Source organism: Bacillota bacterium (assembly GCA_012727955.1).
Lineage (GTDB): Bacteria > Bacillota > Limnochordia > DTU087 > JAAYGB01 > JAAYGB01.
Genome location: JAAYGB010000008.1, coordinates 21318 through 34359, shown reverse-complemented (window position 1 = coordinate 34359; position 13042 = coordinate 21318). Strand labels below are relative to the sequence as shown.

Annotated in this window: 11 protein-coding genes; all 11 read left to right on the top strand. The window is 53.4% G+C overall.

The window, feature by feature from the left end; translation table 11 throughout:
* Position 1: 1 nt before the first annotated feature.
* The 11 genes from GX030_02155 to rimP all read left to right on the top strand — a co-directional run bounded on the left by GX030_02155 (position 2) and on the right by rimP (position 13004).
* The gene (locus tag GX030_02155; protein NLV91183.1) at positions 2-232 is read left to right on the top strand and encodes a hypothetical protein; all 231 of its coding nucleotides are present in this window, start codon (positions 2-4) and stop codon (positions 230-232) included.
* 84 nt (positions 233-316) lie between these two features.
* Positions 317-1120, top strand: coding sequence for an isoprenyl transferase (locus GX030_02150; protein ID NLV91182.1), 804 nt, complete (start codon positions 317-319; stop codon positions 1118-1120).
* A gap of 36 nt (positions 1121-1156) precedes the next feature.
* Entirely contained in the window at positions 1157-1945 is a 789-nt protein-coding gene (locus tag GX030_02145) for a phosphatidate cytidylyltransferase (GenBank protein NLV91181.1), read from the top strand.
* Between the two features lie 22 nt (positions 1946-1967).
* Positions 1968-3011: a sporulation integral membrane protein YtvI gene (gene ytvI, locus GX030_02140; protein ID NLV91180.1), complete on the top strand. Its 1044-nt coding sequence runs from the start codon at positions 1968-1970 to the stop codon at positions 3009-3011.
* A gap of 47 nt (positions 3012-3058) precedes the next feature.
* Positions 3059-4210: a 1-deoxy-D-xylulose-5-phosphate reductoisomerase gene (locus tag GX030_02135; GenBank protein ID NLV91179.1), complete on the top strand. Its 1152-nt coding sequence runs from the start codon at positions 3059-3061 to the stop codon at positions 4208-4210.
* On the top strand, positions 4207-5232 hold the full coding sequence (gene rseP, locus GX030_02130) for an RIP metalloprotease RseP (protein NLV91178.1): 1026 nt from the start codon (positions 4207-4209) through the stop codon (positions 5230-5232). Before GX030_02135 ends, rseP begins: the two co-directional genes overlap by 4 nt.
* Before the next feature lie 33 nt (positions 5233-5265).
* Entirely contained in the window at positions 5266-6330 is a 1065-nt protein-coding gene (gene ispG, locus GX030_02125; GenBank protein ID NLV91177.1) for a flavodoxin-dependent (E)-4-hydroxy-3-methylbut-2-enyl-diphosphate synthase, read from the top strand.
* A 58-nt stretch (positions 6331-6388) separates the two neighbouring features.
* Positions 6389-8104 (top strand): proline--tRNA ligase, encoded by a 1716-nt coding sequence (locus tag GX030_02120; GenBank protein ID NLV91176.1) that lies wholly within the window; start codon positions 6389-6391, stop codon positions 8102-8104.
* A 19-nt stretch (positions 8105-8123) separates the two neighbouring features.
* Entirely contained in the window at positions 8124-8753 is a 630-nt protein-coding gene (locus GX030_02115; protein ID NLV91175.1) for a glycosyltransferase family 2 protein, read from the top strand.
* Positions 8754-8790: 37 nt separating this feature from the next.
* The gene (locus tag GX030_02110; protein NLV91174.1) at positions 8791-12330 is read left to right on the top strand and encodes a PolC-type DNA polymerase III; all 3540 of its coding nucleotides are present in this window, start codon (positions 8791-8793) and stop codon (positions 12328-12330) included.
* 209 nt (positions 12331-12539) lie between these two features.
* A complete protein-coding gene (rimP, locus tag GX030_02105; protein NLV91173.1) occupies positions 12540-13004 on the top strand; it encodes a ribosome maturation factor RimP in 465 nt (154 codons plus the stop codon).
* The last annotated feature ends 38 nt before the right edge of the window (positions 13005-13042 follow it).

Genomic DNA, 13042 nt, shown 5'->3' with positions numbered 1-13042 from the left:
TTTGACTCCTGGAGATCAGCACAGGAATGAACAAAGTCGAGAAGACGACCGGTTCCTTGGACAACCTCTGGAGGTTGTTGAGGCCTATTTGCAGGCCCGGGGATATCGGTGGACGACAACGGAATCATGTCCCACGACTCGAAGGGGAACTGCAGCCGGTAAGCGCGTGATCAGAGTGGAGCAAAGCTCAGGAGACATCCTCAAGTTGACGTGGGCTCGTGAGTTCATTTGAATGGGGAGTTTCTGCCCCCTCATGTTGGTGAGGCTTGCATGCCACATGAGGGGGCAATTAAGTTAGGGAAGGAAGGCTAGAGGGATGGCTTGGTGGAAGAAATTGACTGGTATTTCGTCTAAAGCTAACACTGTGCAGTTGACGGCTTCCACCGGCGATGCTCCGGCATGCAGACAGTGGGATAAGAAGCAACTGCCACAGCATGTCGCCATCATTATGGACGGAAATGGCAGGTGGGCGACGGCTAGGGGATTGGTTAGATCCAATGGACACAGGGCAGGGGTAGAGGCTCTAAAGAAGACGGTGCGGGAGGCTCACAATTTGGGCATTGCCTATTTGACGGTGTATGCCTTTTCCACAGAGAACTGGCGTCGACCGCAGTCGGAAATAGACTTTCTATTCTATTTATTATCTGAGGGTCTGCGAACTGAGATTGACGAATTGGTGGGAAATGACGTGAAGATTCGGGTCCTCGGGGATCTGACTCCCTTGCCAGAGTCCCTGCAGGAAGCAGTGGCCCAGGCCGTTAAGCGGACGGAGGGCAACGACGGTTTGCGGTTGCAGATTGCTCTCAATTATGGCGGGCGGAGTGAAATCGTCGAGGCCTGCCGTAGGGTCTGCCAGAAGGTTCTAGCTGGTGAGCTAAACCCCGATGAGTTGACCGAGGAAGGGTTTGCTAGTTTCTTGTATACCGCTGAGATACCCGATCCAGACCTGGTGATTCGCACCGGTGGTGAAATGCGATTGAGCAATTTTCTATTGTGGCAATCGGCCTACTCTGAACTCGTTGTTACCGATCTGTTTTGGCCAGATTTTGACGGGGCAGCCCTGCGGCAGGCTATTGATTGTTACGTGAGGCGAGAGCGGCGTTTCGGTGGATTAGGTTGATAGCCAGCAGGGCTAGGTTGTGGGGAGGATGAGTCGATGTTCTGGCAGCGTTTACTGACTGTGGTTATCGGAATTCCCTTAGGTGTGTGGGTAATCCTACAGGGCTCCTGGCCCTTAGCCCTGGGAGTGTCTGCCATCGTTGTCTTGGGGTTGTTGGAGCTGCGACGAATGTTAGGCGGTGTCTTTGACGGCGAGGTTCCCGGTACCCTGTGGTTTGCCCTGGGAGGGCTACTAATTATCGCCGCTGCATATATTGGAGGGGAGGCTCGGGCACTAGCCCTGACGGTCTTGACCCTTCTGGCCTTGGTATACTTCTGTCTGCAGCCCCGGGGGCAAGGAGTACAGCCAGTGGCTTTTTTGCTATTGGCTTGGATGTATTGGGGAGTGCTGCCCTCCCACGTAATTTTGCTGCGCAATCTGGAACAGGGCTTAGGTTGGCTGCTGCTTTCCGTGGGTTGTACCTGGGCGTCGGATATTGGAGCCTATGTAGTTGGCTCCCTTTGGGGTCGGACAAAACTGGCGCCAAAGATTAGCCCTAACAAGAGCATTGAGGGTGCCGTCGGTGGTATTGTGTTCAGCGCCCTGTTGGCTGTCCTTCTGGGGTCGGCGTTAGGGTTGGCATTGGGTCATGTTTGGTGGTTAGGGATTGTGATCTCCGTGGTTGGCCAAGTGGGGGATCTGACGGAATCGGCGATGAAGCGGCAAGCCAAGGTTAAGGATTCCGGGCGGATCTTTCCTGGCCATGGAGGCGTTTTGGATCGCTTCGATAGCTTAGTCTTTGTGGTCCCGGTGATGTTTTACATAGTTTCTATGATGCAAGGATAGGTCGGGTCCTGGGGGTGACCGATTGGCACAGGTACAGCGACTAGGTTTAGTGATGTTGGGGTTAATCCTGGTAACCGCCCTCCTAGTTAAGTACTTACTTCCTTACCTGACACCCTTTGTTGTTGCGTTATTGCTGGCCTCTCTCATCGATCCCGCGGTTGATTACTTGGACCAGCATTTACCTATTTCCCGAGGTAGTGCCGTTATTATTGTCCTGCTCGTCGTCCTGGTCATAGTGGTGTGCTTTTTCTCTCTGCTGGTGATTAACATTTCCGCTGAGCTGACCGACTTACTCCAAAGATTACCGAGCTATAGCGAAAACTTGAGTTATTACTGGACCAAGTGGTGGGATCGAGTCCGGTCCATCTACCACAGCCTTGATGCTTTACCGGAGCCCTTGGCTAAAATCGGACAGAACACCCTTAGCCGTCTGGCCAGTATCGTTGAGGATGCTGCCCTTGTGTTCTTGGATATAGTAAAGGCCGTGCCTCGCTTTTTCTTGACGTTGACGATTGCCAGTGTGGCTACGTTTTTTATTAGTCGAGACAAGTTGGGCTTTTTTCAATTCTTCTTAAGTCTCCTTCCCAATCAATGGAAATCCGATGCCAATCGAGTCAAGTCAGAGATCTCTACCGGCATCTTGGGATTTCTCCGTTCGCAGATAATCTTAGTTACCATAACATCTACCCTGGCCATAACCGGATTGTTAGTGTTGAAGGTGCCCTATCCATGGATTCTAGGGTTCTTGTCGGGACTCTTTGATGTGATGCCGATGATTGGTCCCGGAGCAGTCTTTTTGCCTTTAGCTCTTTATTACACCGGAATCGGTCGAGCAGAGCAGGGGCTGGCGGTATTGGCGGTGTTGGCAATTATTTTGTTGGTGCGGCAGCTGTCGGAGCCACATATTGTCGCCTCAAATGTCGGGCTCCATCCCTTGACATCCCTGGTTGCTATTTACCTTGGAACCCAATTCCTGGGGGTTACCGGGTTTATCCTCGGACCCTTGACAATGGTGGTTCTCAAGGCCTTTTTCGTGGTCTTGATTCAGCCGCGACTGGAGCAGTAATCAGCAAGGATTCGGTGGAATAGATCCCCTGAATGGAGTGGTAAAATTTGCGGAAACTAGTGTTGCTGGGTTCGACTGGTTCCATTGGACGTCAGACCCTGGAGGTCATATCCCAATTGCCCGACTGGCAGGTAACGGGGTTGGCCGCTGGGAGCAATATTGAGCTGTTAGCAGAGCAGGCAGTCAAATTCGGGGTGAAAACCGTTGCGGTGGCTGACGAAGAGCGGGCTAAGGAGCTGGCTCAAAGGCAGCGGGACCTTCAGGTGTTGGCGGGACAACGGGGAATTGAAGAGCTGGTGGAAAGGGTAGATTGTGATCTGGTGGCCGTGGCTATTGTTGGGGCAGCGGGAGTGAGCCCCACGGTCAGGGCTATTAAGGCAGGGAAGGATATTGCCCTATCAAACAAGGAGACCTTGGTTGCTGCCGGTCCCTTGGTGATGAAGATGGCAGAGCAGCAGGGAGTAAGGATCTTACCTGTAGACAGTGAGCACAGTGCCATTTTCCAGTGTCTCAACGGAGAAAAGTCCGAGAATCTCAAGCGCATTTATCTGACTGCTTCTGGAGGACCCTTTCGCGGATTTTCCCTGCAGGAGATGGAGCAGGTAACCCCCCAGATGGCGTTAGCCCATCCTACTTGGCAGATGGGGGGGAAAATTACCATCGATTCAGCTACCATGATGAACAAGGGGCTAGAAGTAATTGAAGCAGTGCACCTGTTCCAAGTAGGCAGTGATCGGATCCAGGTAGTTGTTCATCCCCAAAGTATCGTTCATTCTATGGTAGAATATGTTGATGGATCGGTTATTGCCCAACTGGGACCCACTGACATGAAAATTCCGATACAATATGCACTAACTTATCCAGAGCGGATGCCTGCTCCGACGGAAGGGTTAGACCTCTTTTCAGCCAGCAGGTTAGAATTCCTTCCTCCGGATTTTGAGCGTTTTCCCTGTTTGGCCCTCGCCTACCAAGCCATTGAGGTGGGTGGCAGCCTGCCGGCAGTGCTAAATGCCGCCAACGAGGTAGCCGTCGAGGCTTTCCTGCAGGGGATGCTCCCCTTTACGGCAATCGCTAGCGTCGTCGAGGAAGTAATGCAGTCCCATGAGGTGCAGCCCTTGACTGAATTGGAGGGAGTCCTTGCTTGCGATGCCTGGGCTCGAAGTCATGCTCATCAGATTGTCAAAGGATGGTGTAGATGAGTCTAATTCTGACCTTTGTCTTAGTGCTGGGACCGTTGATATTTTTCCATGAGTTGGGTCATTTCCTTGTCACAAAGGCTGTGGGGGTCAAGGTACATGAGTTTGCCTTGGGAATTGGTCCTGCTTTGTTCAAACGCCGTTGGGGTGAGACGGTGTATTCCCTACGAATACTGCCCTTAGGGGGATTTAACAGGGTGGCGGGCCTAGATGAACCGGATGATCCCGAGGACGAGGTCAGCGAGACCGATGACCGAAGTTTCCTCAACCGACCCCTATGGCAGCGGGTGGCAATGATCGCCGCCGGCCCCGCGATGAATTTTCTCTTGGCAATTCTGCTGCTCAGCGGCTACTTTGCCTTTGTCGTCATCCCTCCTACAGTCCAAGGAGTGGTTCCCAACTCTCCGGCCCATCAGGGGGGATTACTGCCCGGAGATGTCATCCTCCAAGTAGACGGAACAGAAATCACCAGCATCACCGAGCTAAATCAGGTGGTGAGAAGTAAGGAAGGTGTTCCTTTGGATCTGCTCATCGAACGGCAGGGCCAACGGCAGACACTACAGGTGACTCCTCAGCGAGACCCCGGCGATGATGTCGTGCGCTTAGGTATCTCGGTATGGGAGAAGCCTCGGTTGGGACTGTGGGACTCAGTCAGGGTGGGAACCCTGCGCACCTGGCAGATGACTCGGGATCTGGTGATGGCCCTCGTTGGTATGATTACCGGACGAGTAGAGGCAGAACTTTCCGGGCCCATCGGCATTGTCCAGGTCGTCGGTCAGTCGGCCCAGATGGGAGGCGCCTATGTCCTTTTCTTGACCGCGGTCCTCAGCATTAATCTCGGGCTGTTCAATCTGTTGCCGATTCCCGTCCTCGACGGGGGTTGGATTACGCTCTTTATCTGGGAGGCCCTGCGGGGTAAACCCATACCCGCTGAGCATAAGGGCACCGCTCAGATGATTGGCTTGGTGTTGTTGTTAGCCTTGGTTTTATTTGCAACGGCCCAGGATCTGCGCCGTTTGTTTTAGAACTATACTTGGTGAGGGGTTTTGCTGGTGTGGTTGAGGCAACAGACAAGACAGGTTAAGGTGAAGGATGTGCCTATCGGTGGCGGCGCGCCGGTGTCAATTCAGTCGATGACCAATACCAGGACCGAGGACATCGCCGCCACCCTGCAGCAAATCAAGGCTCTGGCTGAGGCGGGGTGTGAGATTATTCGGCTGGCTGTTCCCCATGCAGCGGCAGTGGAAGCCCTGCCGGCGATTGTCGCCCAGTCTCCGATTCCGGTGGTGGCCGATATTCATTTTGATTATCGCTTGGCTCTAGGTGCGATAGAGGCCGGGGTTCACAAACTGCGGATTAACCCCGGCAATATTGGCAGCAGAGACAGAGTGGAAGCGGTGGTCAAAGCCGCTGCTGAGCGCAATATCCCTATCCGGATCGGCGTCAACGGCGGATCACTGCCCAGGGACATTCTGCAGAGATATGGCAGAACCCCAGAAGGCATGGTGGAGGCTGCCCTACGCCATGTGAAGATATTAGAAGATCTCAATTTCGCCGATATTGTGATCTCGCTCAAGGCCTCCAGTGTCCCGCTGACCATTGCTGCCTACCAGCTGATGGCCAGCAAAGTGAACTACCCCTTGCATATCGGGGTGACGGAGGCGGGAACGGTCCGATCAGGCACTGTGAAGTCGGCAGTGGGCATCGGTGCCATCTTGGCCGCAGGGGTGGGAGATACCATTAGAGTTTCCCTCACCGGTGATCCCGTACAGGAGGTCATCCTGGCGGAGGAAATCCTGAGGGCACTGCAGCTGCGCCACCAAGGCCTCGAGCTGATTTCCTGTCCCACTTGCGCCCGGTGCCAGATTGATCTGGCCGCGGTGGCGGAAGAGGTGCAGGAAAGGATTGGCGGTTTGTCGGTGCCGATGACAGTAGCAGTGATGGGTTGTGTTGTCAACGGGCCTGGTGAAGCCCGGGAGGCCGATGTCGGCATTGCCGGCGGTGACGGAGTTGCCCTTCTGTTTAGGAAGGGGCAAGTGGTGCGCAAGGTTCCCGAGGCAGAATTGGTTGAGGCCCTGGTGGCAGAGGTCGAGCAAATTGCTGCAGAGAGGGCAGGCAAGTAATTATAGGTTTGAATGCAATAAGGACAAGCTTTCGAGAGACCGGTTTTGGGGTGATAACATGAGAATGAGCCAGCTGTATGCTCCGACCCTGCGGGAGGTTCCTGCAGAAGCGGAGATAGTAAGTCATCAACTACTATTGCGGGCGGGATTGGTGCGCAGAATATCCGCCGGCATTTATACCTACTTACCTTTGGGATACCGGACATTGCGCAAGATAATGGACATCATCCGAGAGGAGATGGACAAGACTGGCGCCCAGGAGTTGATGCTTCCGGTGATTCAGCCTGCGGAGCTATGGCATGAGACGGGACGCTGGTTTGATTACGGTGATGAAATGATGAAGGTAGTCGATCGCCATGGTCGTTACTTTGCCTTGGGTCCGACCCACGAGGAAGTGATCACGGACCTGGTCCGCTCCGAGATTAACTCCTACCGACAACTGCCGGTGGTGATGTATCAAATTCAAAATAAGTACCGTGATGAGATTCGTCCTCGGTTCGGCCTGCTGCGGGGGCGGGAATTTGTCATGAAGGATGCCTATTCCTTCGACCGGGACTATGACGGCTTAGATTGCAGCTACCGGACCATGTATGAGGCGTATCAGCGGATCTTTGCTCGTTGTGGTTTGGATGCCCGACCGGTGGAGGCGGATTCCGGCGCCATTGGGGGAACAGATACCCACGAGTTTATGGTAATCTGCGACGATGTCGGTGAAGCCGATATCGCCCATTGTGACAACTGTGGCTATGCTGCCAACGTGGAGAAGGCGATCAGTGCCTTTACCCCTGGGCCTAAGGTAGTGGTGGAGGAGGGCAGTCCTCGGGTGGTGGATACTCCCGAGAAAAGGACTATCACCGAGGTAGCGGATTTCTTGTCGGTACCTGTCACCCACCTGATCAAGGCCCTGGTTTACATCGCTGGCGATCGGCCGGTGATGGCTGTTGTCCGAGGGGATCACGAGGTTAACGAGGTGAAGCTAGCCCGTCACCTAGAAGTGTTAGAGGTTGAGCTGGCCGATAGCAGTGTTGTGGAACAGGTGACCGGTGCTCCAGTAGGATTCGGTGGCCCCATCAATCTCCCAGAGGAGATCCCGGTAATCGTGGACCGCGAGGTGATGGAGCTGCGGGATGCTGTCTGTGGTGCCAACAGCCTTGACCAGCACTATGTTGGTGTTGAGCCCTGGAGAGATTTTCCTCAGGTGGAAGTTGCCGATATTCGGATGGTTACCGCCGGAGATCCCTGCCCCAAGTGTAATGCACCGCTGTCGGTGGCTCCGGGAATAGAGGTTGGCCAGGTGTTCAAGCTGGGAACCAAGTACAGTCAAGCGATGAATGCCACCTATCTCGATGAATCTGGAAAGGAACAGCCGCTGGTGATGGGCTGTTACGGAATCGGGGTCAGCCGAACGCTGGCTGCGGTGATCGAGAAACACCACGATGATGATGGCATCATCTGGCCCGTCAGCATTGCGCCCTATCATGTGATTGTGGTTCCTGTCAACTGGAAGGACGCTGAGCAGAAAACCACCGCGGAAGAATTGTATCAAAGAATGCAAGAGCTGGGCATAGAAGTGATTTTAGATGATCGCGATGAGCGGCCTGGCGTCAAGTTCAAGGATGCTGACCTGATCGGCATTCCCATCAGAATTGTAGTTGGCCGGAGTGTTAAGGATGGAAAAGTTGAATTCAAGCTGCGTTGGGAGGAGAAGGCGGAGCTAGTTGAGCTCTCGGCGGTGATTGATAAGGTTTCCGAAATAGTACATACTGCGAGATAGGTGAGGAGGGAGAGGTTAGATGCGGGCTGCGGCTATTGTACCGGCCTATAACGAAGAGAGTACCGTTGCGAAGGTTCTCGAAGTGCTGGTGACTGTTCCTGAGATCGATGAAGTCATCTTGGTGAATGACGGATCCACCGATCGGACTTCGGAAATTGCAGCCTCGATTCCCGGTGTAAGAGTGATCGACCTCCCGGAAAATCGCGGTAAGGCCTATGCGATGCTCAAGGGAGCACGTAGTACCGATGCAGAGGTATTGGTGTACTTCGATGCTGACCTGATTGGCCTGAAGCCAGAGCATGTAATTGCACTATTGGAACCCGTTCTGAAGCAGGAAGTTGCCATGACCTATGGGGTATTTACCGATGGGCGTTGGCTAACGGATTTGGCCCAAAAGGTGACACCGTCTCTGTCGGGACAAAGGGCAATGATCCGGGAAATCATGGACAACTGTGAGAATCTAGAAGATGCAGGATACGGCGTTGAAGTAGCTATTTCACGTTATGTGAAGCGGCACAACCTGCCGCAAAAACGTGTTGGGTTGTTAGATGTCAGTCATGTCATTAAGGAAGAGAAGCTGGGGTTTGTTCAGGGCAGTGCCCAGCGTCTCCGCATGTATTGGGAAATCATGCGCTCCCTTAGGCCATAGCTACCGGTGATAAGGAATTGCATTGTACAGGAGTTAGATGGTAATGGCACTATACACAATTGAGCCTTCTGCAGAGTGCAGAACCGTCGGCAGTTTGGCCTTGAAGAACCAGGACGCCGGTGCTATCCCTGCAGAGTTAGCTCAGCTGGCGGTAGAACGGGTTGAGGTCTGTACCAAGACTCAGACCCTGCGGGTATACTTATCGGGGGATAGGGCGATAGCAGATTCCGGTCACCGACAACTGGTAGTTTGGTTCCGGGAAAGAGTCGCAGAGATATGCCGGCGAGAGGGTTTTGCCCCGGAAGTGGCACCTCAGGTCGATGTCGTGATTGATTCAGATCAAGACACTACCTCCGATCAGAAGCAGGCGCAATCGCAGTCAATTAGCCCAGAGCCTCAATCCCCGTACCTAACTGTCGATGAGGACGATTACATGAATCTTGTGGTCAGCCATGCTGATCACCTCCGAAATGGGCAGGCTGCTTCCACCGCCAGTAATGGCCAGGCCAGTAAAGGCAAGCCTCGGAAAGGTTCGGCCTTGCTGGGACGAGGGATTGCCGACACCCCGGTCTCCATCGCCACCATTGATGATGAGGAAAGAAGCATCGTTATTCAAGGCGAAGTCATCAAAATCGATGTCAGGGAGACGAGAGCCGGCCGGTACATTATCTCCTTCATTGTCTCGGATTGGCAGGATTCCATCGAGGTTAAGGTCTTTTCCGAGGATTCGCAGCTGGCCGATGCCCTTCGCAGTGGGATGTGGGTGAAGGTGAGGGGCGGTGTGCAGCTAGATCGCTTTAGTCAAGAGCTGACGGTATTAGCTCGAGATATCGTTGAGGTTGACAAGCCGGTGCGGGTTGACGGGGCGCCGGAAAAGCGAGTCGAGTTACATCTACACACCAAGATGAGTGCGATGGATGCCACGGTAAACGTAGCTGAAGCGATTAAGATCGCAGCCTCGTGGGGGCATCCAGCCATTGCTATTACCGATCATGGAGTTGTGCAGGCCTATCCCGATGCCTGGGCCGCGGGGAAGAAGCATGGGATCAAGGTGATCTACGGTCTGGAGGGTTATCTCATCGATGGCGATGACCCTAAGGCGCGATCTTATCATATTGTTATCTTGGCGAAGAATTACACGGGACTGAAGAACCTCTATCGGTTGGTTTCTCTGTCTCATCTACAGTATTTCTATCGTCGTCCTAAGCTGCCAAGAGAAGAGATTATCAAGCATCGGGAAGGATTGATTATTGGTTCGGCTTGTGAGTCTGGGGAATTGTTTCGGGCCTTGCTGGACAATGCTGATGAGACCAAACTTTCCCAGATTGCGTCCTTCTATGATTACCTAGAAATCCAGCCGCTGTCCAACAACCAGTTTCTCATCGGAACTGCCGTGGAGAGCCGAGAGGATCTAAAGAATCTGAATCGGCGCATCGTGGAGTTGGGTCAAAAGCTGGGAAAACCCGTAGTTGCCACCGGTGATGTTCACTTTCTGGAACCCCAGGATGAAGTTTATCGCCGCATCTTGATGGCAGGACAAGGGTACTCCGACGCGGACAACCAGCCGGAATTATACTTCCGTACTACCGAAGAGATGCTTGATGAGTTTTCTTATCTTGGAGAAGACAGGGCAAAGTGGGTAGTGGTCGATGCTCCCCGCCAGATTTCCGATCAGATTGAGGAAATGCAGCCGGTCCCCGACGGACTGCATGCCCCGGTGCTGGAGGGCGCTGAAGAAAAGGTCAAGGAGATGACCTATAGCCAGGCGCGGCAAATCTACGGCGAGGAATTGCCGGAGATTGTGGCTAAGCGCTTGGACAAGGAGCTTTCATCGATCTTGGGCCATGGATTTGCGGTTCTGTATTACATCGCCCACAAGTTAGTGAAGAAATCCTTGAGCGATGGGTATCTCGTTGGGTCTCGGGGTTCCGTGGGTTCTTCGCTGGTGGCAACGATGTGTCAGATCACCGAGGTGAATCCCCTCCCACCCCACTATGTATGTCCTGAGTGTAAATTCTCGGAGTTCATCACCGATGGCTCCTGGGCGACGGGCCCCGATCTGCCGGATAGGGATTGTCCCCGCTGTGGACAGCCCCTGAACAAGGATGGATTTAATATTCCCTTTGAAGTATTCTTGGGCTTTCACGGGGACAAGGTTCCCGACATTGACCTGAACTTCTCCGGTGAGTATCAACCGACGGTGCACAAATACTGCGAGGAGTTGTTTGGGCGGGAATACGTATATCGGGCAGGGACCATCGGGACCTTGGCTGACAAGACCGCCTACGGCTTTGTTCGCAAGTACTTTGAGAGCAAAGGCCAAAGGATTCGGTCCGCGGAGGTGGAGCGCCTAGTTCAGGGATGCACCGGAGTGCGGCGGACTACCGGGCAGCATCCCGGAGGGATGATGGTGGTTCCCAGTGACCGTGATATCTTTGAATTCACACCGATTCAGTATCCGGCCAATGACCCCAGCAGTGGAGTGATAACCACCCACTTTGATTACAATGCTATTCAGGATCAGCTGGTAAAATTGGACATTCTCGGGCACGATGATCCCACGTCCTTGCGCATGTTACAGGATTTGACGGGGGTTGATGTCAGAAAGATTCCCCTGGATGATCCCAAGACGATGGCTTTATTCTCCAACACCGAGAGTCTGCAGGTGAGCCCAGAGGACATCGGTACCTCCGTAGGCAGCTTGGGCATTCCAGAATTCGGTACGGGGTTTGTTCGCCGGATGCTGGAGGAGATTCGGCCTACCACCTTTGGTGAATTGGTTCGGATCAGTGGTTTTTCCCATGGAACCAATGTGTGGACCAATAACGCTCAGGAGTTAATTGCCTCAGGGATTTGCACAGCCCGGGAAGCCATCGCCACCCGAGATGATATCATGAATTACCTAATTCAGCTGGGGATGGAGCCAGGCCATGCCTTCCGGATTATGGAACAGGTGCGAAAGGGTAGAGGGTTGAAGGAAGAAGACAAGGTACTGATGCGCCAGGTGAATACTCCAAGTTGGTATATTGATTCCTGTGAAAAGATCAGTTACCTGTTTCCCAAGGCCCACGCGGTGGCCTATGTAATCATGGCCTTTCGGATTGCCTATTTTAAGGTGCATCATCCCTTGGCCTACTATGCCACTTACTTTACCGTCCGGGCTGACTTTGATGCCAGTTTAGCCTTGCGGTCTGTGGAAGAACTGCGCCAGATGATCAACAAGATTCAAAGCAAGGGAAATGATGCCACGGCCAAGGAGAAGAACACGATGACGGTCTGTGAGGTTTTGGTTGAGGCGAAGATGCGGAATGTGAAGTTTTTCCCTGTGGATTTATATCAGTCCGATCCCTATCGCTTCCTAATTAAGGGGGACGGCCTGCTGCTGCCCTTGGGTGGGCTGGCAGGAGTAGGCGTGAACGCTGCGGCGGCCTTGGCCAAAGCAGCGGCAGAGGGTGAGTTCACCTCGGTGGAGGATCTGCAGGCTCGCAGCGGAGTTACCAAACCGGTGGTTGAGGCTTTGCGGGATAGCGGCGCCCTGGATGGCTTGCCCGAAAGCGCGCAGATCTCTCTCTTCTAGCTAGCCCATGCTGGCATCCTTGCCAATAATCAGTCAAAGTGTTATACTGTTCTTGAAGAAATTGCAGTTTTTGCCGCGGAGAGTGGGTATTTCCCACTCTTTCGTCTTGTCAGCCGGTTTTCCTCTGGGGCATAAGGCGGTTGGGGATGACCAACACTAGCAAGAGACTGGTATTAACAGCTATTCAGGAAAATGGGAGGAGACTTCTAATGGGAAAACGGGAGATACAGGAACAGGTCACAGAAATTGCCAGCGCTGTGATATCACAGTTTCCAACGCTAGAGTTGGTTGATGTTGAATATGTCAAGGAAGGACAAGATTGGGTACTGCGGGTGTTTATCGACAAACCCGAAGGAATCGACATCGAAGATTGTGAGGCCGTCAGCCGCAAGCTGGGTGAGGAACTGGATGTAGTGGATCCGATTCCTGGTTCTTATCTGTTAGAGGTGTCTTCTCCAGGACTGGAGCGCCCGCTCAAGTCCGACGGGGATTTTGTCCGATTCGCTGGGAAGCTGGTTGCTGTGGCTACCTATGCTCCCTATCAGGGGCGCAAGCAATGGCAGGGTAAGCTATTGAGGCTAGTTGACGGCAAGATTCAGCTTGAGACAGACACGGGAATCCTTGAAGTTCCAAAGGAACAAGTGGCTTCGGCACGTTTGGCCGTGGAATTTTGATCAGAACACCAAGGCACTTTGGGAGGGGCAGCTGAAAA

Coding starts and splice junctions, on each gene's coding strand:
- GX030_02150 (NLV91182.1), top strand. CDS start 317: ATGGCTTGGTGGAAGAAATTGACTGGTATTTCGTCTAAAGCTAACACT.
- GX030_02145 (NLV91181.1), top strand. CDS start 1,157: ATGTTCTGGCAGCGTTTACTGACTGTGGTTATCGGAATTCCCTTAGGT.
- rseP (NLV91178.1), top strand. CDS start 4,207: ATGAGTCTAATTCTGACCTTTGTCTTAGTGCTGGGACCGTTGATATTT.
- GX030_02120 (NLV91176.1), top strand. CDS start 6,389: ATGAGAATGAGCCAGCTGTATGCTCCGACCCTGCGGGAGGTTCCTGCA.
- GX030_02115 (NLV91175.1), top strand. CDS start 8,124: ATGCGGGCTGCGGCTATTGTACCGGCCTATAACGAAGAGAGTACCGTT.
- GX030_02110 (NLV91174.1), top strand. CDS start 8,791: ATGGTAATGGCACTATACACAATTGAGCCTTCTGCAGAGTGCAGAACC.
- rimP (NLV91173.1), top strand. CDS start 12,540: ATGGGAAAACGGGAGATACAGGAACAGGTCACAGAAATTGCCAGCGCT.